This is a genomic window from Neobacillus dielmonensis, from assembly GCF_000612665.1.
GTDB lineage: Bacteria > Bacillota > Bacilli > Bacillales > Cytobacillaceae > Neobacillus > Neobacillus dielmonensis.
Genome location: NZ_HG942027.1, coordinates 1 through 26,595, shown reverse-complemented (window position 1 = coordinate 26,595; position 26,595 = coordinate 1). Strand labels below are relative to the sequence as shown.

At 41.8% G+C, this 26,595-nt stretch carries 20 protein-coding genes and 1 pseudogene; 5 read left to right on the top strand and 16 right to left on the bottom strand.

Annotated elements, in window-relative coordinates:
- The first annotated feature begins 164 nt into the window (after window positions 1-164).
- Window positions 165-1,250, top strand: a complete 1,086-nt coding sequence (locus BN2425_RS01945; protein ID WP_042454476.1) for a GIY-YIG nuclease family protein — start codon at window positions 165-167, stop codon at window positions 1,248-1,250.
- Window positions 1,251-1,271: 21 nt separating this feature from the next.
- On the opposite strand, the gene BN2425_RS01940 is transcribed toward BN2425_RS01945, so the two are convergent.
- On the bottom strand, window positions 1,272-1,736 hold the full coding sequence (locus tag BN2425_RS01940) for a CoxG family protein (RefSeq protein WP_042454474.1): 465 nt from the start codon (window positions 1,734-1,736) through the stop codon (window positions 1,272-1,274).
- A 269-nt stretch (window positions 1,737-2,005) separates the two neighbouring features.
- Here BN2425_RS01940 and BN2425_RS01935 point away from each other — a divergent pair, with 269 nt between their 5' ends.
- Window positions 2,006-2,482, top strand: a complete 477-nt coding sequence (locus tag BN2425_RS01935; RefSeq protein ID WP_042454472.1) for a glutathione peroxidase — start codon at window positions 2,006-2,008, stop codon at window positions 2,480-2,482.
- A 48-nt stretch (window positions 2,483-2,530) separates the two neighbouring features.
- Here the strand turns inward: BN2425_RS01935 and BN2425_RS01930 are convergent, their stop codons facing one another.
- The 8 genes and pseudogenes from BN2425_RS01930 to BN2425_RS01895 form a co-directional block, all read right to left on the bottom strand.
- Window positions 2,531-4,711 carry a right-handed parallel beta-helix repeat-containing protein gene (locus BN2425_RS01930; RefSeq protein WP_052352748.1) on the bottom strand — a complete coding sequence of 727 codons (2,181 nt, stop codon included), beginning with the start codon at window positions 4,709-4,711 and terminating at the stop codon, window positions 2,531-2,533.
- Window positions 4,712-4,968: 257 nt separating this feature from the next.
- On the bottom strand, window positions 4,969-5,688 hold the full coding sequence (locus tag BN2425_RS22910; protein WP_235714553.1) for a rhamnogalacturonan acetylesterase: 720 nt from the start codon (window positions 5,686-5,688) through the stop codon (window positions 4,969-4,971).
- Between the two features lie 39 nt (window positions 5,689-5,727).
- Window positions 5,728-6,648: pseudogene (locus BN2425_RS22840) on the bottom strand (pectinesterase family protein); the annotation flags it as partial.
- A gap of 12 nt (window positions 6,649-6,660) precedes the next feature.
- Window positions 6,661-7,566 carry a dienelactone hydrolase family protein gene (locus tag BN2425_RS01915; protein WP_042454470.1) on the bottom strand — a complete coding sequence of 302 codons (906 nt, stop codon included), beginning with the start codon at window positions 7,564-7,566 and terminating at the stop codon, window positions 6,661-6,663.
- Window positions 7,567-7,580: 14 nt separating this feature from the next.
- On the bottom strand, window positions 7,581-8,939 hold the full coding sequence (locus BN2425_RS01910; RefSeq protein ID WP_042454469.1) for a glycoside hydrolase family 28 protein: 1,359 nt from the start codon (window positions 8,937-8,939) through the stop codon (window positions 7,581-7,583).
- Between the two features lie 223 nt (window positions 8,940-9,162).
- Window positions 9,163-10,698, bottom strand: coding sequence for an extracellular solute-binding protein (locus tag BN2425_RS01905; protein WP_042454468.1), 1,536 nt, complete (start codon window positions 10,696-10,698; stop codon window positions 9,163-9,165).
- A gap of 81 nt (window positions 10,699-10,779) precedes the next feature.
- On the bottom strand, window positions 10,780-11,433 hold the full coding sequence (locus BN2425_RS01900; protein ID WP_042454465.1) for a YesL family protein: 654 nt from the start codon (window positions 11,431-11,433) through the stop codon (window positions 10,780-10,782).
- Window positions 11,434-11,471: 38 nt separating this feature from the next.
- A complete protein-coding gene (locus BN2425_RS01895) occupies window positions 11,472-12,392 on the bottom strand; it encodes an ABC transporter permease (protein ID WP_042454537.1) in 921 nt (306 codons plus the stop codon).
- A 399-nt stretch (window positions 12,393-12,791) separates the two neighbouring features.
- Here BN2425_RS01895 and BN2425_RS01890 point away from each other — a divergent pair, with 399 nt between their 5' ends.
- Window positions 12,792-13,661, top strand: coding sequence for a carbohydrate ABC transporter permease (locus tag BN2425_RS01890; RefSeq protein WP_042454461.1), 870 nt, complete (start codon window positions 12,792-12,794; stop codon window positions 13,659-13,661).
- Between the two features lie 65 nt (window positions 13,662-13,726).
- Here BN2425_RS01890 and BN2425_RS01885 read toward each other — a convergent pair whose 3' ends face one another.
- The gene (locus BN2425_RS01885) at window positions 13,727-15,997 is read right to left on the bottom strand and encodes a helix-turn-helix domain-containing protein (protein WP_216628795.1); all 2,271 of its coding nucleotides are present in this window, start codon (window positions 15,995-15,997) and stop codon (window positions 13,727-13,729) included.
- A gap of 285 nt (window positions 15,998-16,282) precedes the next feature.
- Here BN2425_RS01885 and BN2425_RS01880 point away from each other — a divergent pair, with 285 nt between their 5' ends.
- Together BN2425_RS01880 and BN2425_RS01875 are read left to right on the top strand one after the other, a co-directional pair.
- Complete coding sequence (locus tag BN2425_RS01880; protein ID WP_042454458.1) at window positions 16,283-17,074, top strand: alpha/beta hydrolase; 792 nt, start codon at window positions 16,283-16,285, stop codon at window positions 17,072-17,074.
- A gap of 187 nt (window positions 17,075-17,261) precedes the next feature.
- A complete protein-coding gene (locus tag BN2425_RS01875; RefSeq protein WP_042454457.1) occupies window positions 17,262-18,203 on the top strand; it encodes a DMT family transporter in 942 nt (313 codons plus the stop codon).
- A 231-nt stretch (window positions 18,204-18,434) separates the two neighbouring features.
- Here BN2425_RS01875 and BN2425_RS01870 read toward each other — a convergent pair whose 3' ends face one another.
- The 6 genes from BN2425_RS01870 to BN2425_RS01845 form a co-directional block, all read right to left on the bottom strand.
- On the bottom strand, window positions 18,435-19,391 hold the full coding sequence (locus BN2425_RS01870) for a pectinesterase family protein (RefSeq protein ID WP_042454455.1): 957 nt from the start codon (window positions 19,389-19,391) through the stop codon (window positions 18,435-18,437).
- 316 nt (window positions 19,392-19,707) lie between these two features.
- A complete protein-coding gene (locus BN2425_RS01865) occupies window positions 19,708-21,195 on the bottom strand; it encodes a UxaA family hydrolase (RefSeq protein WP_042454453.1) in 1,488 nt (495 codons plus the stop codon).
- A 14-nt stretch (window positions 21,196-21,209) separates the two neighbouring features.
- The gene (locus BN2425_RS01860) at window positions 21,210-22,679 is read right to left on the bottom strand and encodes a tagaturonate reductase (RefSeq protein WP_042454452.1); all 1,470 of its coding nucleotides are present in this window, start codon (window positions 22,677-22,679) and stop codon (window positions 21,210-21,212) included.
- Between the two features lie 84 nt (window positions 22,680-22,763).
- Window positions 22,764-23,768, bottom strand: coding sequence for a LacI family DNA-binding transcriptional regulator (locus tag BN2425_RS01855; protein WP_042454450.1), 1,005 nt, complete (start codon window positions 23,766-23,768; stop codon window positions 22,764-22,766).
- 82 nt (window positions 23,769-23,850) lie between these two features.
- Window positions 23,851-25,275 (bottom strand): glucuronate isomerase, encoded by a 1,425-nt coding sequence (gene uxaC / locus BN2425_RS01850; protein ID WP_042454449.1) that lies wholly within the window; start codon window positions 25,273-25,275, stop codon window positions 23,851-23,853.
- A gap of 219 nt (window positions 25,276-25,494) precedes the next feature.
- The gene (locus BN2425_RS01845; protein ID WP_042454447.1) at window positions 25,495-26,337 is read right to left on the bottom strand and encodes a sugar phosphate isomerase/epimerase family protein; all 843 of its coding nucleotides are present in this window, start codon (window positions 26,335-26,337) and stop codon (window positions 25,495-25,497) included.
- Between the last annotated feature and the right edge of the window lie 258 nt (window positions 26,338-26,595).

The window sequence follows — 26,595 nt, the reverse complement described above, 5'->3', positions numbered from 1 at the left end:
TCCATAACATCTTATGTTAATGTAGAAATTTGGATTAGTTATTTGCCTTTCCATTATATATCAAAAGTACTTGGGGGTCAGTCCCCCATTGCTTTAAAGCGGTGGGGGACTGGCCCCTTTCATGTTAGAATATAGATATATATTGAAATAGGGGATTGATGTGGATGCTGAAAGAAAAAGTCAAGCACCTTCCTTCGACTTCAGGGGTTTACCTCATGAAAGATGGTTTTGGCAATGTTATTTATGTAGGGAAGGCAAAAAATCTCAAGCGGCGGGTCCAATCTTATTTTCAAAATTCCAGTTCACATTCAAAAAAGATTATCAAACTAAAAAATAATATTGATGATATCGAAGTCAGATTAACGGATACTGAATTTGAAGCTTTTATGCTTGAGTGTGAATTCATCCAGAGCTTAAAGCCATTTTTTAATAGAAAAATGAAAAACCCGCAAGGCTATACCTATATCACGATACAAATGGACCACCAGTACCCTGAAATAACTATGACGCCCGAACCCTCATCTGATGATCATACATTATGCTTTGGACCATTTATCAATAAGAATACGGTAGCAAAAGCCCTCATTGGATTAAAGGAATTTTGCCGTATCCTCTGCACTCAGCCTTCCAAAAAGGATTCAACTTGCCTGAACTATTCCCTGGGATTGTGCATTGGAATGTGTGCCGGCGATGCAGCGGCGAATCAATATCGAACGATTATTAATAATATTATTGGTTTATTAAATGGCACCGACCAGAGTCTGCTTAACCAGATGACCAACAAAATGAACGAGGCCTCCGCTAAGCTTGATTTTGAAACCGCCAGGAAGTATCGGGATGATCTGGATGCCATTCACTTCCTATTAAACAAAGAAAAGGTCATTGGCTTTACAGAAGAAAATAAAAATATCGCCATCCTTGAATATCTTGATGACGACCATTTTAAACTTTTCCTTATTAAACGAAACAAAGTATTGTTCAGTGAAAAGTATTCTATGATACCTCATGAGTACGAAAAAATGCTCTCTTCAATTAAGATGAATATGCATAAGTATTTTAAGACAATTATCTCTCAGGACAGCCCAAATCTAAGCAAGCCCGAAATTGACGCTGCACAAATCATCTACAGCTACCTACAGAGCGGCAACTGCCGCTATACCATTATTCCGGCCACATGGCTTGAATCAGAAAACATTGAACTAGAAAACGCCATTAACCAATTAATTGTGGGCATTCCTTTACCACTTTAATGCAGCGGGGGATTGGCCCCATTACCTTCTCTTCATATAATATAAACTTCTTTTTATTTCTTTCTCGATCGTTTGGAAGAATGTTTCTAGTCCTTTGTTGGAGTTCCCCCCTGTCAGGTGCTTCTCCGCCATGGAAAGTGCGCCAGTCAGTTTGCCTTCCATTTTGCAAGTCAGCTTAGTGGTTCCCTGCCCTTCTTCTTCGAGGTAGATATCGGCAATGGCGTCCACTTCCCCTACGTTTCCCTTGCCTTTAACAAGGAGCCGGTAATACGATGGAGATGTCTCCGTATGACGTTTTATTACCAATCTAAACTGGTCCTGGATTGGACCTAATTTTACGTCAAGGGCAGCATGATACGTACCTTTAGAAGTTTCAACAAACGACTTGCAGTTAGGAATCGACCTTCTTAAAATCTCTTCATCCTTTATATACTTCCACACAATTTTTCGCGGCAGACCAAACGTATAACCATATTCAAACCTCAAAACTTTCCCTCCTACAAACAGCAGTCTAGGGAATTCCACCTATCCCCCAATTTTATTCATATTCAACAGAATCCAATTGGGGACTGTCCCCCTAACGGAGTAACGCATTAACAGGACGGGGGACTGGCCCCCAGTGGAGTACCGCTTTATCAGGACGGGGGACTGACCCCCAGTGGAGTACCGCTTTATCAGGATGGGGGACTGGCCCCCACCATAGTAATGTGTGTTATAATATTCTTGAAATAATTGGAAACACGGGAGGTTTTTTGATGACGACGGTTTTTGATTTTACGGTTAAGCTGCCTGACGGTACAGATAAGTCTCTAAGAGAGTATGAAGGTAGACCGTTGCTGATTGTGAATACGGCGAGTAAGTGTGGGTTTACGCCACAGTTTAATGGGTTGCAGGAGTTGTATGAGAAATATCACGACCAGGGTTTAGAGGTGCTGGGATTTCCGTGCAGCCAATTCAATAACCAAGAATTCGAAAATATTGAGGAAACCACACAGTTTTGCCAGTTAAATTATGGGGTTACATTCCCAATGTTTGCGAAAGTAGATGTTAATGGAGACAATGCCGATCCATTGTTTCAATTTTTAAAGGATGAGAAAAAAGGAGTTCTATCGAAGAATATCAAATGGAATTTTACTAAGTTCCTGGTGGACCGCAGCGGAAATGTGGTAGAACGTTTTGCCCCGACGACAGAGCCTAAAAAGATTGAACCTGAAATAGAAAAAGTATTATAAAAGGTGAGGTTGACACTCTCGTCAGCCTCACCTTCTTATGCCTTTATCCTAAGCATTCTGTCCTCTGCGTAAAAAATCCCCAACAATGATATTTCCTTCCTCATTGCGATTAAATTTTTCCGGCATATCCAGATTCACGAACTCTTCCGGAGAGATGACTTTTCCCAAACTATTCATCGTTTGGGTTCCATCGAAGAAAAAATTAGTCTCATCAGAAGTTCCGCTAATAAAATCCTTCGGTGCGCCCGTACTCGTCCGAATCGAAAGGTTATTTCTAAACACCGACTGCTGTTCCGGTTTAAAATAAGGGCTAATTCGAAAGATGAAATTGCATCTTTTATTGTTAAACGCTATATTGTCCTCCAACAGGAGTTGTCCTGGATTAAAGTTATCGGTGAACCCATCGAGGTTATTATCAAAGGCAATATTACCGCGTACTATATGGTTGACCGGCAGGCCTTCTCCGCCCAGTTTAAACCCGCTGCCGGAATTTCCATCCTTTCGGTAGCCATTGCTGAGCTTGCCATTGGAATAAGAAATGTTGCCTTCCAATGTAATTGGCATGTTTGGACCCTCATTAGCCCGGTTAAATAAATCCCAGCCATCATCAATATTGTGATGCGAAATATTTCCTCTGAAAATATTGCCCTCCCCAACACCGAGTTTGGCGGCAAACCCATCGGCATTATCATCAGTGGCATCGCGATTATCATGGGACTCACAGTTCAAAATTAAGTTATATTTCGGCCAACATTCAGGGGCCGAGCCGACTCCACTAAGAATGAATCCCGTATCCCCGTTATAGCTGAATATCATACTCTCAATCACATTATGGTCCCCGCTTAGTCTCATCCCGCTCCTTGCGGCCCTTGTGACCTCGACACCTTTTAAATGCCAATAGTCAGCTTGTAAAAAGATGACATTTGGAAGCTTTTCTTGCCCATCGATGACCACTTTGCCGTTCCCATAGGCCATCAATGTTTTCAGCCTATCCGGTGTACCGCTATACTCTTTTGGAATTATAATCGTAGACGACGGCTTATAGGTTCCTTCCAACAAATAAATGATCTCGCCCGGAAGCACGTATTGAATGGCTGTCTCTAGGTCCAATGGCTCCTCCAATGTCCCTTTGCCACCTGAAGTCCCGTTAGGGGATACAAACAGGCCTGCTCCATTTTGAAAAATTCTCTTTGTCACCGTCAAACTTTTTCTAATCGGTTCGGCTGCTTCATCGGCTGCTGTAAAAATCACTATAAACTCAGTGATCTCTTTCTCCAATAATGTGTGAAAAGAAAAGAATTTATCCTCGGCAACCAAAGCACCTCTTACCACTTCAATTCCGTCCTTTAAGAGCTTTAAAGTACCTTCTGCGTTAGCAACAACTTTTACCTCATAATTTTCAGAACCACAAGTAGGAGCTGAAACCAGATTTATAGACGGTGCAACGGGCTTCGGCTCAGCAGCCGGGGACGGTACCGTATGAGCTTCGCTTAACGTTAATCGGGCATTCTCGACTACCATCCTAGCATTCCTAGCAGCATAAAAGCCGACATACATATGTTCTGGGTCCAAGACCTGGACATAATCGGCTCCTTTGACCCGATGCTCAAACTTCTTTCCCTCCGACAGATGCGTGAATGTAACCGACATGATAAATTCTGTATCTGTTCTCTCTAATCGTGCCCTGAAAGGTATCCCGCAAGGAACCTGAAAAGCCGAATCATTGGTGAATGGATCATCAATCAAGATACTGCCTGTGTTTCCCCAAGGATAGACAACTCCTGTCCGGTACAGTGGACTAACCCCGTGTCGCATCATCCCTACCGCAAACAAGTTGGAAGCAGCCGGAACTTCTTCATAGCCAAAAATCATCGGATCCTGACGTGGGGCACCAATGGCGTCCCGAACCATTATTCCTGCACTTTCCTGTCGGTTTGGCCCGGCGCCATTTTCAGGACCAAACTGTTCAATCGTGATATCAGCTTCCAAGACAAAATTATCCTTGTTAGGTTTCAATTTTGTATAATAAAAGGTCATCCCGTCATGTCCGGGAGCCATTTTTCCGCCACGGCTTTCCAAAATAATCTTTCCCTCAATTGTGCCAGGGTACTCTGGTGCGGCATAGTTGACACCTATTTTTTCAGGTAGGGCTTTCCCTGCATAATTTAAATCAGTGGACTGGCCGAAAGTAATACTTTGCCAAACTAACTTGGTTTCCTGATCAGACATGGAGCAAAATCCTTTCATTCTGTTTTATAAGGCTCTGTTAAATTTGGCAGTTGATTTCCGCTCCAGTCGCTCAGCGACCCTCAGACGTCGAGTGACTTCCGCTCCAATCAACAGAATAATAAAAACAGAGCCTTTTATAAAAGGAAGCAGCAGCTTCTATTTCCCTTAACTGCTCTTTTTCTACCTTCCCGGTCATTTGGATTAAATAGAAAATTCAGCAGGGAACGCCATTCCCCACTGAATCAGCACTTATCAATTTATCTTTTTAGTATCAATCTACTAATCTTGTTTTCAATTAAATAATCACTTATTGGCAGCCCGAGCTCCTTAATCCCCTCAGTCACCAATTCGGCTATCTTAGTCGCCCCGAAGGCACTAAAATGGGTGTCATCCACTTTCGGGTCACGTTTTTTGGGTTCCTGCTCATACCAAGCAAAAAATTGCTTGGCCGCTTCAGCTCCGACCTTCTCAAATAGAGCCTTTGATTTTTCAAACAAATCAATCAGTAGAACACCCTGGGAAACAGCCAGTTGGCGCACTGCCTCAGGATAATCGCCCAATGAGTTGAGGACTTTTCCGGACTCATCGAACGTCCGGCGATTGACCGGTGTTAAGAGAATCGGGATGGCTCCTTTTTCCCTTGCCCCATTAATAAACTGAGTTAAATACTCTTGGAAAGTCGTAAATGGATCCGTACCCCGTGTTTCATCCTCCATTTTTTGATCATTATGGCCAAATTGAATGAACAAGAAATCGCCTGCCTTAATCTCATCAAGGATTTCTGCTAACCGTCCTTCATTGATAAAGCTCATCGTGCTGCGACCGCCGGCAGCCTTATTGATGAATTCAACCTCATCCGTGAAAAATGGCGGGATTTGTTGCCCCCAGCCTTTTTTGATTCCCTGTTCCGGCTTCACATCTTCAACGGTTGAATCACCAGCCAAAAAGACGCGCTGAGGGTTAGTCCCGCCACCCAATGTTGGCCAGCCTTCCAGTGACCCGAAGATATTCTCCAGCGTGTATTCTTTCGCTTGTTCATCAGTCAGGATTTTGGCCCATGGTACACGGTTATCCATGTTACCCCCAGGCCCCCGGCTGTTATACTCTGCATAGAAGGTCGTTTGTTCCGCTTGCGGTTTATCCCAATTATGCCAGCCTTCCTCTTTGATGTGCTCACCCATCCAGGTATTGATAAACACCGTTTTAGCATAATCGCGCCATGGTCTACCCAAATAAACCGTTTGCGCTGCCGCCTTGCCAGACAACGTGCAATTGAAAAACACGTAGCCATAACTTTGACCAAGCGGTGTCGAGGCAGCCGTCACATAGCCGTTCACTTCCATCTGCCGATCTAAACTATGAATCTCGCAATTTTCAAAGACTGTTGTGGCCGAGCCGAAAATAAAGTCGACATCGCCCTCTAAGTAGCAGTTTTTAAAATAACTGCGGCAATGACGTTTCTCTACGCCATCACGCGGCCCGCCAAACTTGTTTCCTTCGATTGGCTTGGGTGGCAGTGGTGCCGTAAACAGTGTATCTTGATGGGCTAAAAACGAGCAATCCTGAAATTCGACCTGGTCGGCATCGACATACATGGCAACCGCCTGGCCGACAACGGTGCCCATGCCGGCATTGTTCTCAAACGTGATATTTTTGGCTAAAAACCCATCACCGGTTACAATGCAGGAATAGGAGCCAAACGTACCCATTTTATCTCCATTTTCCAACAGCTTTAAGGCATAATCATCAAAGGTAATTTTCACTTGATCACGATGCAGGCCAATCAACGAAACGAATGGTTTATTGATTTCCAGCTTTTCCTTATAGACTCCGTCCTTGATATATATGGCCACGCGGCTAGTGTTGTCTGCTGGAATGCTATCAATCGCTTGTTGAATCGTAGTAAACTGACCAGACCCATCTTTTGCTACAATCATGTCCATCACACCTTATAAATATTTTTGCAAAAACTTACATGCTTCTGCCCTCATACCGGCCGTTTCGATGTGACCGCAGTTAAAGCGCACCATCTTCCAGTGCTCCGGAACCCCTGCCTCAGCATAGGCTTCCGTCAATTCTTCATTAATAATCATCAACCCGGCCAAAGGCGTCAGCCGGTCGTCATTTCCGGCCAAACTTAAATGCTGGCGGGGCACTATCAGACGCTGAATGTCAGATGTACGGAAATATTTTAATAGTCCGGGAACATAGGAGTAAAATCCGTGGTGATCTAAACCACGGTTTGCCACCAGGGTTTCGGCATCGACCATACCCGTAATATCAATACAAACCTTCACCCGTTCATCAAGAGCCGACAGCCACCAAGCCATCAAGCCGCCCATCGACATTCCCAGCGTGGCAATCCTTGATGGATCAACATCGTCCCTTGTTTCTAAATAGTCCAGAGCACGGATGTTATCAAAAACCATTCGGCCCCACATGACTTGCCCTTTCCAAAGCAGTTCTTTAAAAATTTCACTCTCTGCCTTGCCGCGTCTTTCCCCAAATCCCAGCATGTCAATGCATAAAACACCATAACCCATCGAAGTCAGCTGCTCGGCATACGAGATAGGCTGGAGATAGGCACTGCTTTGAATGAGTTCATTTTTTCCAACATGATATTGTCCACCGTGGGAGTGATTAAATAACACGACTGGCAGCTTCCCATCTTTCTTTTTAGGGCGGGCAAAATAGGCAGGAATTTGCTCATTTTCATAGGGTTCTAACAGCAACACTTCAAGAATATAATTCCCTTTATCTATTTCATTAATCGTTTCGGCACTAAGAAAGTCACTATTTGGCAGGTCGCCCAACAGCGAGAATAATTTCTGGCGTTTTGTTTCTTGTGATTTCATCGTTTTATTCACCTCTATTTTGAAACGATAACATTTTTATATACAACCATTGGGTCATTCGTACGGGCATACCTCGTGCGGCAGCTTGTTACCTCAATGTCCTCACCGTTTTCTACGTAAAAAGCTGGACCTTCATGGTTCGAAACCGTTACTTGATTAAAGCGAACATCCCTGACGTTGGAACAGAAGAAACCACGTTGCTTCATTGGTTCCAGTTCTGCCATCATTGCTGGCATGCCAGGCTCAGCATCCTCTGCCATAGCAACCGATATTTGGTCAAAGGTAATGTCCTCTACGTACATTTCGGCCAATCCGTATAAAAATCCGGCAGCCGCACTAACCTCACGGGCCGTAATATTAGAAAAATGAATTCGGCGGAATGCAGGCGTTTCCTCGGTAATTGGGTATGGATTCTTGTCCCAAACATATTTGTCGTTGCCTCGTGGTCCGCAGAAATAGTAAAGGTTCGCGATAAACGGGCAAATGACACCTTTCATGACGATATTGTTGACCCGTACATCCTCAATCACTCCGCCACGGCCGCGACGTGACTTTAACCGAATGCCGCGGTCGGTTCCTTCAAACACACAGTTTGAAACCACGACGTTGCGAATATCGCCGCTCATCTCACTGCCAAGAACGACACCGCCATGACCATGAATCATCGTACAATTGGTAATCGTGATATTTTCACACGGAACCCGTTCTGCCGTATCCTCTGTACCTGCTTTGATAGCAATACAGTCATCGCCGACGTCAATGTGGCAATCTGAAATGCGGACATTGCGGCAAGATTCAGGGTCAATTCCATCTGTATTTGGTGAGTTGGCCGGGTTGACAATGCTTATATTGTGAACCGTCAGGTCTTCACAGCAAATCGGGTTGACTGTCCAGCTTGGTGAATTGACCATTTTGACGCCGGAAATTAGCACGTGGGTACAGTGGTCAAAACTAACTAGCTTTGGTCTTGGATACTCATTTTCCTTGCGGCGGAAAATATCCCACCAAAATGCTCCATTTCCGTCCAATGTTCCTCGGCCTGTTACGGAAATATTTTCTGCATGTTCAGCGTAAATGCAGGAAGCATATACTTGTCTTTTTACCCCCTCCCAGCGGGATTCAACGACAGGATACTCATTTACATCGTTACTAAATAGCAGGGTCGCACCTGCTTCTAAATACAGATTGACGTTGCTTTTTAAAATGACTGCCCCTGTCAGGAATGTGCCTGCCGGTACATATACAGTTCCCCCACCGGATTCTGAACAGGCTTGAACCGCTTTTGCAATGGCTAATGTATTCAAAGTGGCTCCATCACTTGCTGCGCCAAAATCACGGATATTGTAAATGCTAGTTGGTGCGCTTAATTCCATGTGTATTCCTCCTTGTTGTGTTCATTATAGGTAAATGGGGTAAACGATTCCAGAGAATTTTCCCTTTCCTTCATCCAACAATCGATAAAAATAAACATAATGACACTGCCTTTTTTAAGAATCATCATGTTCATTGTTATCGTGAAAAACAACAAGTCCTTCCTTCTTCAATCTTATGTTTAAGAGTGTAAAAAGAAAGGACCGTCTATTAAACTAGGAATGATTACTTGTTAGCCTTTTTGTAGGCTTCTTCGTATTCCTTCTTCATTTGGTCGCCGCCAGAGTCTTTCCAAGTTTTAACGGCAGCATCAAAGCCTTTTTCGTCAGTTTCACCCATGATGTACTTAATCGTGGCGTCGATGATAATTTTGTCTAGCTCGGTGCCGCGCTCTGTGCGGGTTTGTGACTCAAGTGGAACCGTAGGATCCATTTGGGAGAATTTGTCATTTTCGGAAATCATGTCATTTACTAATTGTTTATCTGGATCTGCATCTTTTAGTTTATAAGTGATTTCACTTGGTCTTGAACCGGAGAAGCCTTGAACCTCTTTCTGCCATAATGGATTATCGAGGATTTTGTATGCACCATTTTCATCGATAGTATAGTGGGTTTCCTTGATACCGCCAGTCATGAGCATAAAGACATCTTCATTAATCAGGTCATTAACAAATTGAAGGACACGTTTTAATTCTGCTTCTGTTTTTACTGCAGATTTAGGGAATGCCAGTAATCCGTTTACACCGTTACCTTCAGACCAAATACGGTATTCACCATCAGGACCGGCAATTTTGTTTTGCGGAACAATTTCAATTTTGTTATTGATTCCTTGAGCCATGTTTTTAAGCTGTGTGATACTGATTAACCCTGCATAAATACCTGCTTTGCCTTGAGCAAATTTTTGCAGCTGGTCATCTTTGGAAGTGACAGCAAAGTCTTTATCCAAGTAGCCATTTTTATATAGCTTTTTGGAATACTCCATCGTTTCCTTGTATGCTTTCGTTTCAAACTCAGGAGTAAATTTACCGTTTTTATCCACAGCCCATCCGTTCGGAACTCCAAAGTAAGAAGCAAGTGTTTTGAAGCTTCCGTACCTTAACTCGTTCCGGTCGCTCCATCCGAAGGTATCATTTTTGCCGTTTCCATCTGGGTCCTTTTCTGTAAACGCTTTAGCAACTTCGTATAATTCATCCAAGTTAGTTGGAACCTTCATGCCAAGATTATCAAGCCAGTCTTTACGAATCAACACGCCGCCACGAGCAAAGTCTTTTTGGAATGGAACGCCGTATAATTTACCTTCGATAGAAGATGCTTCCCGACGGTCTTGGGAGATCTTTTTCAAGTTTGGATAATCATCCAAGTATTTGCCAACATCCCAGAATACTCCGGATTTTAATGCTTGTCGGATTGAAGAGTTTGTCATTAGTGTCTGTGGTATAGAAATAATATCATCCAATTCACCAGATGCAATGGAAGCGATCATCCGCTCATCCTTGGTGGCATCCGGAATCCAGTTAAAGGTAAGGTTAGTGTTGGTTGCTTCCTCAATTTTTTTCTCAACTACGTCTGTTGGAGCTGTTGCAACATATAAAATTGGACTCCAACTGATATCTGCTTTAGCATGTAAATCAACTTTTTCTGAGCTTTCCTTTTTGCTTGTCGTTGCTGTTTTGTCTTCTTTACCGCAAGCACCAAGTACAAGTGATGAAGCTAAAAGTGTGCCGGCTGCTAACATTTTTCCATATTTCTTGTAATTCGCCATTTTTACATCTCCTAATAAAGTATTGTTGAAAAAAGCAAATTTAAAAAAATCCTCGGTTAATAGTTTGACTGAAGAAGGCGTTTAAGCCCCACCACCTCCTTCAAGGGGCTGGTTAGGATCCTTGGCCTCCATAGCCCCTGCTTGCATTTCAATTCTATTAAATACCTGGTGGGTCAGCCACATGACGATGTAGCTGCCAATACTGACTCCAAACAAAACCATAGTGACCGGGACAACCATCAAAAGGGCAAAATACACAGCGGCAAGAACCACAAACAACATCAACGTATACTGTAAATACGATATACCGAATAACAAGGAGCATTTCAGTTTTAACTTGACACCCTTCCAATCATAATGAACCAATATTGGAAAAATGTAACTGAGAGAGATTAAGTATAGGATGCCGACAACAATCAGCACACCTCTTAGCACCTGTGACTCGATATAGAGCAAATCAACGTAAAGAATGATCCCTGCTGTCAAGTATAGCAAGCCAATCAAGGCGGACTCTTTAAAACCTGTCCGATAAGATTGATAGAATGTCTCGAAAATAGGAATGTCTTTATTTCCTCTGATCCATTGCCTTATAACCGTAAACATGGCATAAGTAGAAGGTCCAACCCCCAATACGATGAATCCCGGCAATGTGAATAAGAGCCATAATAGTTGGATGTAGACTAACTTAAGGACCACGATGCAAAAATTGTTAAACCGTTCTCCGATTCTACTCATAACCCTCTGGACCTCCTCCCATGTATAAGTTTAGTAGATTAATATAATCCCTCTTCACCAAATTTTTTAGCAAGTCTGTTCGAACCCATAACGAGAATCAAACCAACAACACCCTTAAATAATCCAACTGCTGTACTGAAGCTTAATTGTCCATTTTTCATACCAGCCGTATAAACATAAGTATCAAAAATTTCCATGAAATTTCGGTTGATAGAGTTCACTAAAAGGTAAACATGTTCGAAGCCTAAATCCAATGTGTGACCAATCTTCAGTATTAACATGGTAATAATAACCGGGCGGATGGCCGGTAAGGTCACATGCCAGATTTGTCTTAATCGGCTTGCCCCATCCATTTTTGCTGCTTCGTATAATCCTGGATCTACTGCCGTTACTGCTGCCAAATAAATGATGGTAGACCAGCCCATTTCCTTCCATATTACTTGAAGGATGTACACAATCCGGGACCAGGTTCCATCAGTCAAGAAAGGAACTTTTTCTCCTCCCATACTGGCAATCAATGCATTGACGGCACCGCCATCCTGAGCTAAAAACACATAACAAATGGAAACGATAATTACCCAGCTCATAAAGTGCGGAATATAGATAATTGTTTGAATCCCACTCTTAAAATATTTGTTTTTCACTTCATTTAACATCAGTGCCAAGATAATCGGGATTGGAAAGAATATGAATAAGTTTAGTGCAAATAGCAAAAGCGTATTCCCGAGCAGCATAAAGAATGTAGGTTCCGTAAATAACCGCACAAAGTGCTTTAACCCTACCCAAGGACTATTGGCAATTCCCAAGAACGGCTGATAGTCTTGAAAGGCGATAATAATGCCTCCCATAGGAAGGTACTTAAAGATGATAAAGTACAAGATACCGGGAAGGCTCATGATATACAGCCATTTATTTCTCACAATGCCAGCAAGTGTTCTAGCCCTGGCTCTTTTTTTCATAGCGTTCTTCTCAAGATCCGGCAGCACACTTTGCTGATCATCTGCTAAAGCTGTGGACTCTCTCACCAAGAATTCCTCCTTCATTTAATTTTCACGTTGCTTTCATTTTGATTACTCTTCAAAGGTATAAAAAAAGAGGCATAACGTCTACAATCATCCGGTTAGATTGTCTAGATAACCGCCATTTGAATGCGCTTTCTCTCCTTTATCGATAAAAATGATTATCTTTTTTCATAAATGAGTATTTTCATTGGCAAGGTAAAAATGTTTCCGCTTACAAAATGATTATCAAGGAAGTTCCAATTATTAGATCGTGAAAAAATGATTATAGACGTACTGTTTTTTTCGTTGCTATAGTGAAATCAAGAAATCATTAACTTTATACGGAGGGATTTACAAATGCAAGACAAATCATTTGGAAATCGTATGTTTGATTATGTTAACCATGCGATTTTATTGCTCATTGCGTTGGCCTGTCTGGTTCCCTTTTTAAATGTAATTGCAAGCTCATTTGCAACAACTGAAGAGGTGATCCAAAAGGACTTTATCTTGTTCCCGACTACTTTTTCCCTGGGGGCCTATAAATATATCTTGTCGACCCCGACGATTTTTAAAAGTATGGGTGTCTCCATCGTGGTCACGGTAGTTGGAACGTTCGTTAGTATGGTTTTAACAGCCTTTTTGGCCTATGCTCTATCCCGTAAATACTTATATGGAAGAGGCATGATTAACTTCTTAATCGTATTTACCATGTTATTTAGCGGCGGTATGATTCCTACTTACTTAGTTGTTAAGAGTTTAGGTTTGATCAACTCCTACTGGTCCTTAATTCTCCCGGTCGCGGTTAATGCCTTTAACCTGATTATTATGAGAAACTTCTTTTCTGGAATTCCTGATAGTTTGGAAGAATCTGCGAAAGTGGATGGTTGTAACGACTTGAAGATCTTCTTTAAAATTATGCTGCCATTATCACTTCCTTCGATTGCAACCATTTCGTTGTTCTATGCAGTTGCTTATTGGAACCAATATACAAACGCCATTCTTTACCTGACAGATTCAACGAAATGGCCAATCCAGGTATTACTGCGCCAGATCGTTATTGTTTCAAGCGGCATGCAGGCTGACTCCGCAGCTGTGGACGTCATACCGCCAGCACAAACCGTTAAAATGGCCGTCATTACCGTGGCAACCATTCCAATGCTAATCGTTTATCCATTCTTGCAAAAGTACTTTGTAAAGGGTGCCATGGTCGGTTCTGTAAAGGCATAATGCCTGTTAAGCAATCAAAAACAGCAGCCAATGGCTGCTGTTTTTGATTGGACTCCCTATCTTTATCAACTAGAGAAAAGCGAATCATCCCGGTGAAGATCACGGTACTTTCCAGGGGTTGTTCCTTCAATTTTTTGAAACGATCGGATAAAATTCTGAGAGTTATTATATTGAAGCTTTTCGGATATTTCTTTCACTGACAAGTTGGTCTCTTTCAGCCATTTTTTCGCCATATCGAAACGATATAGTGATAAATACTTACTAAAGGACTGGTTAAATTCCTTTTTAAAAATACTGCTTAAATAATTTTTATTATAATGCAGGCGTGAAGCGATGGATTCTAATGATAGTTCGGTATCATATTCATGATGGATAATATAAAGCATCTTATCGGCTATGGTTTTAAATTGTGAGTCGGTTCTTTCAACAATCATATCGGTCAACGGATAAACGATTTTATTTTTAATAAACAGCTCGATTTCCTCCGCTGTATTCATTTCCGATATCTCCTGATAGATGGTTTTCTGGCCATCAACTTCAATGGTATCCATTCCCATTACTTGCATTAAACCCATTAAATCGTTAACAAATCTCATCATGTTTAGTTCAAGCTCTTGCGGCGTTGGGCTATGCTTGTACATGTCGGCTAGCAGCAGATGTAATATTTCTTTAGCCTTTTCACTTTCCCCTAATTTAATCGTATCGAACAATTGGTTTTCCAGCATTTTAGGAAAATACGTATTAATTTGCTTGTTATTATAAGTGCCCGAAATACTCTCATAAAAGATAATCGAGCCTTTGCCAACTTTTAGACGGTACTTTAAGGAGTCGATGCCTTGAAGCAAGCCGGTCCTGCTGTCGGTTAAGTTTTCAAAAGGTTTGCTGATCCCTATACTGATTGATAAATTGAATATCTCTTTAATTCGGCTTTGAATTTTTTCTCCAAATTGATTAATCTCTAACACATGTTGTTCATAATCTGTATCATGGCAAATAAAAATAGTGGCTTGTGTTTCTGAGTCATAAACGATTGGTGTCAGACGCTCGCTTGGGTCAATTAATTCAGACACAATTTGATTGGTCGAAACCAGTAACAAATCTTTGTCATTTCTTGTATATTGGCTGTTTTCTAGACTGTCAAATTGGATAGCAATAACATATAGACAGGCCCATGTTTTAGTATAATCAAAGCCTTGCATTTCTTCCTGAATTTCTTGTCCATCCATCCGCCCATGGAACAAATGGAACATAAACAAGGTCTTTAACTGCTCCTGTTGACTGGTCACCATATCTTCGAGTGATTGATTTTTCGCCAATACTTCACGGATAGAGTTGCCAATCAGCTCAAACTCATCCTTAACCCCCTCTTTTTTAACCAAAGGGATGAATTTCTGTAGCTCCCGAATTGGTTTTGAAAGATAATCTGAACTCACGTAGGCAATAATTAGAGTGATTAGTAACAGAAAACTGCTCATTAATATAGAAGAAATCATCGTGGCTTTCATATTCTGGGCCAGGTCAGCATCGCTGATCTTGGATACATACAGCCAGCCATTGTAGTCTGATTTTGAATAGACCACTTTATACTTATCTGTTCCTTTCAGGTTTATATCTGTTATGCCTGTCCGTTCATGTTGGTTTAATAAGCTTTTAATTACCTTTTGATTTATGCTATCATCCTTTTCTATACTGTTTGGAAAAAGCAGCTGCCCATCCTTACTGTAAATATAAATTGGACTGTTTTCACTAGATTGATAGATAAGATTTGAAAATGACTTTAGGGGAATATCGATAATCATGACACCGTATTTTTTCGATTGATAAAAAGGAGTTCGCTTGATCAATTTGATGGTTTTATCTTGTTGTTCTTCTTTTATCCAGGTTGAATCATGCGGAAGTGACAAATAGGCAGCCTCTATTTCTGACCTATCTTGTTCGGTCAGCTGTTTCAGCCCTTTCTCATTGATTCTCCAATTTCCTTCAAGGCTGACCAAATCAACGGAAGTTTGGTTTGGTCCAAAAGATGATATATAATTTAATTGTTCATGTATCGATCGATATTGATCAAATTGACTGACGGTTAACGGCTGCCGTATATACGATTTATATGCCGTATCATGTATATAGGAGTTAAACGTATAATCCAAGGTTTGAAGCTTTTGCTCAAGAGTATTCATGGTTTGAACTACTGATTCTTGTTTTTCCTTTGTGATCTTATCCTCAAAGGAATTTTTTGTGAATAAATAGGCAAATCCATTAAACAGGATCATCCCTAAAGTTCCGACGAGTATAAATGGGATAAAAATTCTATAAAAATACTTTGGCTTATGCTTCACTTTTTCGACTCTCCCAACATAATCATTAAGCGCTTTCATATATTCACCTTAAAGAATTCTGGATTTTATGTCAATGTCGTTTGTCACATATAATCATTTCATCAGGCCTTTACCATCGGATATTTTCACAAAAAACTGATGAAATGAACATAGCTTAATATAATGATTATCCCTTGTGTCACATAGGCTGCTATATAATTTATTTAATAGAATAGCTGTGATGTAAGAGATAATTTCTCAGTTGTTTTGTTGTCCAATAATCTTTTTTAAAAAGGGGTTGTTATGATGACTTACTCTATCTGGGGAGAACAGGTCCCCTGTCTCCATCCGGGAGACCAGGAAAATTCCCCCACACTTGTACCTTTCTTTGCCGAGGGTAGTGCTAGCAAGGCGGCCGTGATTGTCTGCCCCGGGGGCGGATACCATCACCGGGCTAACCATGAAGGGGACCCGATTGCCTGCTGGTTAAATTCGCTTGGGATTTCGGCGTTTGTGTTGCATTATCGGACAGCTCCCTATCAGCATCCCGTGCCATTAGCAGATGCGCAGCGGGCGATTCGGTTTGTCCGGTTTCACGCAAAGGAATGGAATCTCGATAAAGAAAAAATTGGCATCCTTGGTTTTTCGGCCGGCGGCCATTTAGCCGCATCAGTATCTACCTTGTCTCAGCTACGGACAACAGACAGGGAGGATGTAATTGAGCTAGAAAGCGCCCGTCCTGATCTCGCGGTACTATGTTACCCGGTTATTTCTTTTTTGGAGCATTATCATGAGGGCTCAATGGTGAATCTGCTCGGTGAAAACCCAAGTCAGGAACTGCGGATGTTATTGTCCTGTGAGCAGAATGTATCCACAGACACACCACAAACGTTCCTGTGGCATACAGCTGCTGATGCCTCGGTTCCTGTTGAAAATAGCCTTTCGTATGCGGCGGCGCTAAGCAAAGTAAATGTCCCCTATGAAATGCATATCTTCCCGCATGGACGTCATGGACTAGGGCTTGCATCAGAAGATCCTGTGGTTGGCCAATGGACTAACTTATGTCCCAGCTGGCTCGCACAGCAACGTTTTTGTTGAAAGCACTTGGTGAAAAGGCTGTCCCTATTAGGGGTCTAACCCCTTTTTTTGGGGATGGCTTTTTTACTATCGAAACAGAACCCCTTTGGTAAGCTATTCTATTTATTTAATAATAAAATTTGTGTCATAATGAGATACGTATGACAAAACTGAAGATAAAGCTGTTTATCGATAAAGGAGAAGGATCATGTTTGCAGCTCTGTTAGGCATCGGGATTGGGTTTAGCTTGGCGATCCAAACAGCCATCAATTCGCAATTGAGAAAATTTGTTATTTCCCCCTTTTTAGCTTCCATGGTTTCCTTCTTAGTGGGAACCCTCTTTTTGGCTATTACTACACTCTTTAGTGGTTCGCCGTTAGGACTTCCTTTGAACCTGTTCTCTAGCCAGCCTATTTGGTTATGGTTTGGTGGTGTTTGTGGCGTGATTGGACTAACCACCAATATCCTCCTTTTTCCTAAGCTAGGAAGCGTCCAAACGACGGTTATGCCTATTTTAGGAATGATTTTAATGGGGATGTTAATTGATAACTTCGGCTGGTTTCACTCCATAGTACACACTTTCCGGCTGACCAGAGCTATTGGTGTGGTCTTAGTCTTAATTGGCGTAGGTTTAGCTGTAGTTGTACCAGAAATCATTTCTAAACGCCGGATGAACGCAGCAGCAGGGCAAAGCCAGGGAAACCCATGGCCATGGCGTTTTCTTGGCATCGGGGCCGGAATGTTAATGTCCATCCAATCTGCTATCAATGGACGGTTAGGTGCTGTACTCCATTCTCCAACTCATGCTGCCTTCGTCTCATTTTTTGTTGGTTCTGCGACATTAATTATCGTTGTGGGCATAAAAGAGCGAAGTTACACACGCATCAAGGAGCCCATCAAACAATCCGCTCCTTGGTGGGTGTGGCTTGGCGGGCTAATTGGCGGACTCTACGTGCTGATTAACGTCTATCTTGTCGGTCAAATCGGCACCGGACAGACAGTAGTCCTTGCCCTATTTGGCCAAATCGCCGGCAGCCTTTTGGTAGAACAGTTTGGATTATTAAGGTCTGTGAAGAATTCAATAACGCCAATCCAAGTAGTAGGCCTTATTTTGATGCTCTGTGGGGTATTTTTAATAAAAATGGTTTAATAGAAAAATTGACGGCCCTCTCATTGACCGTTTGCTCGTTATTTAAGTTAAACGGTTCATGATTGCCCTTCAGTGCCCGTTTAACTGATTTTTTCAGTTTAACGGGCACTGTCGGCTTCTTCAAAAACCAGCTGCTATTCCTTTCTCAATGGGCAACTGATTTTTATTACTATAAGAGCCCTACTAAAACAAATGTCTAATTCGCCTTTTTAAATATTTTTAAAAGTAGGTTTATCGATTGGCTTCGGGGATCCAGCCTTTTAATACATGTTCAACAGTAAATTCTTTAGCTTCCTCGTCTGTTAACTGCGGCCGAGAAGGATTGGCTCCAGGTCCTTCGTTCTGATATTCATAGAATCTCGCCTCTTTGGCGCTGAATCCGGACATATCTGTCCAGCCTTCTGGGTGGATGTGGGGACCAAGATAGTTATTTTTAAAGACAACGCTGGCAATGGCATTGGGATCGCCGCCTGGATGCCATGGTCTGCCCAAATAGACGGTTCCTGCCGGAGCTGAGCTGGTAAATCGGTTGTTGATAAACAGGAATCCAAACGGTTCATCGATAGGTGTACTTGCAGCAGAGATGTATCCATTATCAATATCGGATCCGCGGTCTAAGGAAAATATCTCACACTCCTCAAAAACGGCTCGTGCCCCGCCAAAAATAAAGTCGATATCCCCTTCAATATAGCATTGATTGAAATATTGAGTTCCTGACCCTACGTAAAGCGTATCCTGATTCCCAAGAAACCGGATATGATAAAAGGACATCCGCTCACCACTGGCATAGACAGCTACAGCCTGTGTCTCCCCACTCAGTCGTTTTGGATTAAACGAATTTTCCATCGTCAGGTTTTTAGCTGTAAAGTCATTGGCATACAGGTAAACACTCGCACTTTTGCCGGTTCCGATGATGCCGCCTTCTGAGGTTGGCAGTTTGGCATGGTTATCATATGTTAGAATCGTACTCTCAACACTTTCTCCGATTAGCGTAATAAATGGTTTATCCTTTGGAATCGTAATCCTTTCCTTATATACGCCGTTTTTTATAAAAATTTCGACTGGAGTGGTATTATTTTCAGGGATGCTATCGATTGCTTGCTGAACGGTGTGAAAGTTACCCCTACTGTCTTGAGCTACAGTCAATCTCAAGTAGACGCTCTTGCCCACATCATGAGAAATTCTCATTTTTTACATCTCCATTGATAGATTTTGTTTAGTCTGGAACCATATTACCCTTGCAGTTCTTTATAAAAGATTACGCTCGGCGATTTGTTCTTTTCGTAAAACACTTTTTCTTCGTACCGGCAGTTTTATTAGGTTTACCGGCGTTTTTTCTCATTTACCGGTTCTTCCGGCGAGTTTACCGGCACTTCTCTCCTATATACCGGCGATGTTCACAATTTTACCGGCAAAGTTCACAATATTAACAGTACCTGCCAAAAATGTTGAAAAACGATAGAAACAAAGTTCTATCGTTTTATCAACTATTCCACACTGCTTTTTATAAAGTAACTCCTGTTTTAAAAATAGCAATCTCTCTAAAATCATTTTTCTCGTTATTAACTTGTTCACCGCTCGCCACGCTAATGATGTAATCAATAAAGTCTTTTAGCACAACATCGGATTCTTGCTCCAGTAATACCCCAGCATTAAAATCGATCCAATGCGGCTTGTTTTCATACAACGGTGTATTGGTGGAAATCTTCATTGTTGGCACAAACGAACCAAACGGAGTTCCGCGTCCTGTCGTAAATAGAACCAATTGACAGCCAGCAGCAGCCAAAGCCGAAGAAGCAATTAAGTCATTTCCTGGCGCACTCAACAGATTTAAACCTTTTTTCTCTAAACGATCACCATATTTAACGACATCAATTACGGTAGAAGTACCTGCTTTTTGTGTACAGCCAAGCGATTTATCTTCTAATGTCGTAATCCCGCCGGCCTTGTTTCCTGGAGACGGATTCTCATAAACAGGCTGCTTGTTTTCTAGGAAGTACTCTTTGAAATCATTAATTAAATGAACAGTCTTCTCAAATACTTCCTCATCTGCTGCCCGCTCCATTAGAATGGTTTCCGCACCGAACATTTCCGGAACCTCTGTCAATACAGTCGTTCCTCCCTGTGCAACAAGGAAATCTGAGAATCTACCCAAAAGTGGGTTGGCAGTGATCCCAGAAAACCCGTCGGAACCGCCGCATTTCAAGCCAACCTTTAATTCAGACAATGGTACTGTTTCACGCTTATCATTTTTCGCAGCTTCATAGATTTCTTTAAGCAGCTCTACGCCAGCTTCAATTTCATTGCTTACTTCTTGGGAAACCAAGAACTTTACGCGGTCTTGGTCATATTCGCCAAGGCTTTCCTGGAATTCATACAAATTGTTATTTTCACAGCCAAGGCCTAGTACTAACACGCCGCCTGCATTTGGATGAAGCACAGCATCCCGTAAAACTTTCCTCGTATTTTCGTGGTCGTCCCCTAATTGGGAGCAGCCGAGATTATGCTTCACTACCATGACATTATCGAACGGGCTAATATCACCGACTTCTTTTTCAAAAAGCTTGATCATTCGCTCTGCCATACCATTTACGCAGCCTACTGTCGGTACAATCCATAGCTCATTACGGATCCCCACTTCTCCATTCTTTCTGCGGAAGCCTTGGAAGGTTAGGTTTTCTTTTTGGTACGGGTTGCTATTAAGCTTTTGATTGTACTGGTAATCTTTTATTCCATCCAAGTTTGTTTTCGTGTTATGGGTATGAACATGTTCCCCAACAGAGATGTCTGCAATCGCATGCCCGATTGGATAACCGTACTTAATGACATACTCATTTACGGCAATCGGTTGAATCGCAATCTTATGGCCTCTGCTTACCTCCTGCTTCAGTTCAATGGTTTCCCCTTTTACAGTAATAACATGGCCAGCCGGTAAATCTCTTAACGCGACAACCACATTATCAATCTCGTTAATTTGTGTAAAATCCAACATCAAAATCCCCCCTATTAGTTTGCTGTTTTTTGTCCCAATACAGCCTGAGCAGCCTGTTGCATTCCCTTTGTTTGAATGTCAAACAAATCCTTGGTCACAGCCGCTGTTAATCCAGGCACTTGATTTAAATCCATTTCCCAGTTTTTCTCGTAACCTAACACATTTTTGACAATAGCTTCTGTGCTTTCGATTGTTCCGTCGTACCCGCTCCATTGTTCAGCGAATAATTCTAGAATATCCTTGTCATCAGCAAGCTTGATTTCTTCTTCCCCACGTTTGCCTTTATAGAATGCAATCAGTGCAGCTAAGGAGAATACGAGTTTTCTAGGCAATTCTTGTTTGCGGTTGATATATTCCAGTAAAGATGGCAGGTCTCTAGTTGTAAATTTAGACATTGAATTTAAAGCAATACTCATTAAAAAGTGCTGAATAAATGGATTTCTAAATCTTTCAAGCACGGCATCAGCAAATGAGTTTAATTCATCAATTGGCAGATCCAAGGTAGGAATAATCTCTTCATAAATTAATTCTTTGATATATTGGCCAACCACTTCATGGTCCACTGCATCAGCCACTGTATCCAAGCCGTATAAGTAAGATACTGGTGTCATAGCGGTGTGGGCTCCGTTAAGAATCCGAACTTTTCTCGTACGGTAAGGAGTCATGTCGTCAACAAACAAGGTATTCAGCCCTGCTTTATGTGCTGGGAATTCTTCGCGAATCCATTGCGGACCCTCAATCACCCATAAATGGAACTGCTCACCAACAACAACCATGTCATCTTTGTACCCAATTTCTTCGGTAATCTCTTCAATCGTATCACGAGGGAATCCAGGGACAATCCGGTCTACTAGGCTGCAGCAGAACGTGTTTGCCTCTTCTAGCCACTGAACAAATCCTTCACCAAGGTTCCAAAGCGTTGCGTATTGCAAGACGATTTGCTTTAATTTTTCACCGTTGCGGTCAATTAACTCACATGGAATGATAATAAAACCTTTTTCTTTATCACCGTTGAACACTTGATAACGCTGATATAAGAACGCAGTCAATTTACCTGGGTAGCTGCTTTGCGGACGATCCTCTAAGCGGTCATTTTCAGCGAATGCAATTCCAGCTTCAGTTGTATTGGAAAAAATAAACCGCAAATCTGGATTGGCGGCTAGCTCCAAGTATTGGTCGTACTCTTTATAAAGATTTAAACCTCTGCTGACACTGGAAATGATTGTATGCTCACGAACCGCTTTTCCTTCTTTCATGCCTTGCAAGAAAAGTGTATAAAGTCCGTCTTGTTCATTCAGTTTTTCTGTCATCCCTTGTCCTAGTGGCTGCACAATGACCACACTGCCGTTAAAATCTGCTTCTTTGTTCAATACATCAATCTGCCAGTCAACAAACGCCCGTAAGAAATTTCCTTCTCCAAATTGAAGCACTCTTTCAGGATATGTGGGAGCATCTTTTACTAAATTTCTTGTTAGCTTTTCCATTGGTAAATCCCCCTAATGTTTTATACAATCTATGCATGCACACGTTAACAAATTCATGTCTACCTGCCAGTTGGTTAGCAGGTTTCACCGTTCAACTGGTGTTACGGATTGCCGAATGACAAGTTCCGTTTCCACAAAGATTTTTTCACCAGCATGATCATCTTCGGTATTCATCATTTCTAAGATCTTCTTAGCGCCGAGGGCACTTATTTTTTCAATCGGACGTTTTACAGTAGTCAAAGACGGATTGGTATAGCGGGCGAATTCAATATCGTCAAACCCGACAATGGAGATATCCTCCGGGACTCTTACGCCATGAGCAAACGCAGCATTGATGGCACCGATGGCCATATCATCGTTGGAACAAAAAACGGCTGTCGGCGGATTGTCCAGTGCCAATAATTTTTCCATCGCGTTATACCCGCTTTCCATATCATAATTTCCCTGAATGATATATTCGTTTTTGATTGGAACGTTATAATCGATGAGGGCTTTCAAATATCCTTCTCTCCGCTCCATGGTGGATTTGAAGCCTTTAATCCCTTCGATTAAGCCGATGTCACGATGACCGTTTTGCAGCAGGTGCTTAACCACCTGTGTAGAACCTTCCCGGTCGTTCGACAGAATATTGATGATTGACGGGTCAGCAATATCTCGGTTCAATACCACACATGGAATGTCCTTTTCTTTAAGGTAGGCAATAAAATCATCATCCACTTCGCTCTGGCTCATTAAAATAATGCCATCAAACCGTTTGTTGTGAATCATGGAGTAGTCGTGTATATCGTCTATTCCTCTTACAAACAAGTTATAATTCTGGTTAATGATTTGATTAACACCTTTTACCGTCTCTACAAAAAAGCTCGATGAAGTACCCTGAGTAATGCTCGTCAAAAACAGTCCAATCGTATAAGATCTCTGCATGACAAGACTTTTGGCATTATAGTTTGGTGTATAGTTCAGCTGAGTGGCTATCTCAAGTATCTTTTTCTTGGTCCCTGGTTTGATAAGCGGGCTGTCATTCAGCGCCCGTGACACCGTTGTATGGGAAACATTTGCGATTTTGGCTATGTCTTTAATAGTAACCATGTTTTCACCCTTTGCACATTAGCTGTCCTACATTTTATCATATCAGGAAGGTCTACATTTGATAGCCGCTCAGCCTATTATTTTACTTCACTGCTGATTCTTTTTCTTGAAACTGAAAGTATTGCTTCGCATTATTGTAAGAAATGCCCTGTACGACTTCACCTAAGAACTCAAGATCATATGGCACTTCCCCGTTTTCAACCCATTCGCCGATTAAGGAGCAGACCAGTCTTCTGAAGTATTCATGTCTTGTATAAGATAAGAAACTTCTTGAATCAGTCAGCATGCCGATAAACCGGGTGAATAAACCTAAGTTGGAGAGAGCTTGCATTTGTTCGAGCATACCCGTTTTGTTATCGTTGAACCACCAAGCAGTACCAAATTGGATTTTCCCTGGGATGCCGCCGCCTTGGAACGAACCGATAATCGCTGCAATCACGGTGTTGTCGCTTGGATTTAATGAATAAATAATCGTTCTTGGCAGGCCGCTTTCCTGCTCAATTGCATCCAATAAACGAACAAGCGGTTTGGCGATTTGGTCATCGTTGATAGAATCGTATCCGGTATCTGGTCCAAGCTGATTAAATCTTCTGGTGTTATTATTGCGCAGTGCATTAATATGGAACTGCATGGCCCAACCTAGTTCGGAGTACAAGCTTCCCAAAAATTTCATAGTGAAAGTTTTGTATTTCTTCTCATCTTCGAGTGAAACTTTATTCCCTTTAAGAGCTTCTGCGAAGATCGCTGCAGCTTCTTCTTTTGTTGTTTCAGCAAACAGCATTGTATCGATTGCATGGTCAGAAACCCGGCCGCCTACTGAATGGAAGAAGCGGATACGCTGTTCAATTGCCTTCAAGAATTGGTCATAAGAAGTAATTTCGATGCCAGCTGCTTCTTGGAGCTTTTGCACCCATTCTTGGTAACCATCGCGGTTAATTTCCAAGCCTTTATCCGGACGGAAGCTTGGCAGTACCAATACGTCGAAATCAGCGTCTTGTTTTAACTTTAAGTGGTATTCCAAGCTGTCAACTGGATCGTCGGTTGTACAAACGACTTCAACCTTGGACTTTTTGATTAGATCTCTTGCTCCAAAACCATTGCTGTTAAGCAGAGCATTTACTTTTTCCCAAATTTGCGGGGCGCTTTTTTCGTTTAAAATATCTTCAATACCGAAGAAGCGTTGCAGTTCTAAATGTGTCCAGTTATATAAAGGATTTCCGATTGTCATTGGAACGGTTCTTGCCCAAGCAAGGAACTTGTCATAATCGCTTGCATTACCGGTAATATATTCTTCTTCAATACCATTCGCACGCATTGCCCGCCATTTATAATGGTCACCATATAACCAAATCTCGGTAATGTTTTTAAAAGTTTTGTTTTCGTAGATTTCCTTTGGACTTAAATGGCAATGGTAATCGATGATTGGCATATCTTTCGCGTAGTCGTGGTATAAGCGGATGGCAGTTTCATTGTCTAAAAGAAAGTTCTCATCCATGAATTTCTTCATTTCAAGCACCAGCTTTCAATAAATTGGAATACTATTTTCACAAAATGTTCACGTTAACAATTATTTTTAAAAAAGTTTTGTTAACGTTAACATTAACTTTTCTTCTTTATTTTACATTGGCCGATTAAAAATCGCAATACGTATTTGAAATAAATTTAAAGCGTTTACAGCCCCAAGCTTATAATCTAGCCTGAGGCTGCAAACCCTATGACTCTACGCTTATGCTTTCTCAAATTTTTCTTGTAAATAAGCAATGCTGCCGTTAATATAAGGTTCCCTTGTGTCCTCTAATAAAATATTGATATAGGGCTTTTGATATTTAATATATTTAAAGACCGCATCATAGTTTAAGAGCCCTTTGCCGACAGGGACCATTTTTATCCAGTTATCCTCGATTACAATATCTTTGGCATGCAGGATTGCAATTCGATCACCAAACAGCTCAAACGCTTCTTCGAAGACTTGCTCCTGATGTTGGTAATTGTCCATGGATAAAAAATTGGCCGGATCAAAAATGACTTGCAGATTGTTGGACGGGATATCGTCGAGCAAACGCCTCATCCGCTGCGGTGTATGAATCGGATGATTGATGCCGCCTTCGATCCCGACAATTACACCGAATTTTTCCGCTTCGCTGACAAGTTCCTGGACACTTTCTACCACTAATTGATATGGCTGTTCGGTAAAATTATCTTCCGTATAATGGATTTCTGCATGGATATTTCCGGTTTCGGTTCCGACAATGCTGCAGCCAAAATCCCGGGCATAGCGAATATGCTCTTTAAATCGGTCCAGCACTTTTCTTCTTTCCGCAACATCTGGGTGGATCATATTAATGTAGCAGCCTAGCACCGCAATTTGCAGGTTTTCGTTACTGAAGGCATCTCCGATATGCCTCGCCAGACCGGGACTTAAACTTCCCAGTCCTGTGTTAATATCAGGAAACGATTTGGCCAGTGCCAACTGTACACCCGTAAGACCTTTGGCAGCGATTTCTTTCGTTAATGTTTCTATAGGAAGATTCGGCACATCATGGGCTCTAATTCCAATATTCGCTCTCATTTTATATCCTCCATGGGAATCAATTTTTAAACTAATATTTGCTGCAAGCTGCAAGCTGCAAGCTGCCTTGAGGGTTTCTTCAACGTCCCGTTTTAAAGATTAACGACAGTTTCCTGTTTCATCCATGGTTTTGCCGTTAAGACAGCTTATTAACGACAGTTTCTCCTATGTCCTCTTCGGTTTTGTCGTTTAGTTGGCTTATTAACGACAGTTTCTCTTATGTCCTCTTCGGTTTTGTCGTTTAGTTGGCTTATTAAC

What these genes read in the sequence shown, in the direction of transcription:
- BN2425_RS01910 (WP_042454469.1), bottom strand. Translation starts at nt 8,939, where the DNA reads ATGGAATTAAGCGCACCAACTAGCATTTACAATATCCGTGATTTTGGC.
- BN2425_RS01875 (WP_042454457.1), top strand. Translation starts at nt 17,262, where the DNA reads ATGTTTGCAGCTCTGTTAGGCATCGGGATTGGGTTTAGCTTGGCGATC.
- BN2425_RS01890 (WP_042454461.1), top strand. Translation starts at nt 12,792, where the DNA reads ATGCAAGACAAATCATTTGGAAATCGTATGTTTGATTATGTTAACCAT.
- BN2425_RS01935 (WP_042454472.1), top strand. Translation starts at nt 2,006, where the DNA reads ATGACGACGGTTTTTGATTTTACGGTTAAGCTGCCTGACGGTACAGAT.
- BN2425_RS01865 (WP_042454453.1), bottom strand. Translation starts at nt 21,195, where the DNA reads ATGTTGGATTTTACACAAATTAACGAGATTGATAATGTGGTTGTCGCG.
- BN2425_RS01860 (WP_042454452.1), bottom strand. Translation starts at nt 22,679, where the DNA reads ATGGAAAAGCTAACAAGAAATTTAGTAAAAGATGCTCCCACATATCCT.
- BN2425_RS01870 (WP_042454455.1), bottom strand. Translation starts at nt 19,391, where the DNA reads ATGAGAATTTCTCATGATGTGGGCAAGAGCGTCTACTTGAGATTGACT.
- BN2425_RS01845 (WP_042454447.1), bottom strand. Translation starts at nt 26,337, where the DNA reads ATGAGAGCGAATATTGGAATTAGAGCCCATGATGTGCCGAATCTTCCT.
- BN2425_RS01905 (WP_042454468.1), bottom strand. Translation starts at nt 10,698, where the DNA reads ATGGCGAATTACAAGAAATATGGAAAAATGTTAGCAGCCGGCACACTT.
- BN2425_RS01900 (WP_042454465.1), bottom strand. Translation starts at nt 11,433, where the DNA reads ATGAGTAGAATCGGAGAACGGTTTAACAATTTTTGCATCGTGGTCCTT.
- BN2425_RS01915 (WP_042454470.1), bottom strand. Translation starts at nt 7,566, where the DNA reads ATGAAATCACAAGAAACAAAACGCCAGAAATTATTCTCGCTGTTGGGC.
- BN2425_RS01945 (WP_042454476.1), top strand. Translation starts at nt 165, where the DNA reads ATGCTGAAAGAAAAAGTCAAGCACCTTCCTTCGACTTCAGGGGTTTAC.
- BN2425_RS01855 (WP_042454450.1), bottom strand. Translation starts at nt 23,768, where the DNA reads ATGGTTACTATTAAAGACATAGCCAAAATCGCAAATGTTTCCCATACA.
- uxaC (WP_042454449.1), bottom strand. Translation starts at nt 25,275, where the DNA reads ATGAAGAAATTCATGGATGAGAACTTTCTTTTAGACAATGAAACTGCC.
- BN2425_RS01895 (WP_042454537.1), bottom strand. Translation starts at nt 12,392, where the DNA reads ATGAAAAAAAGAGCCAGGGCTAGAACACTTGCTGGCATTGTGAGAAAT.
- BN2425_RS01930 (WP_052352748.1), bottom strand. Translation starts at nt 4,711, where the DNA reads ATGTCTGATCAGGAAACCAAGTTAGTTTGGCAAAGTATTACTTTCGGC.
- BN2425_RS01880 (WP_042454458.1), top strand. Translation starts at nt 16,283, where the DNA reads ATGACTTACTCTATCTGGGGAGAACAGGTCCCCTGTCTCCATCCGGGA.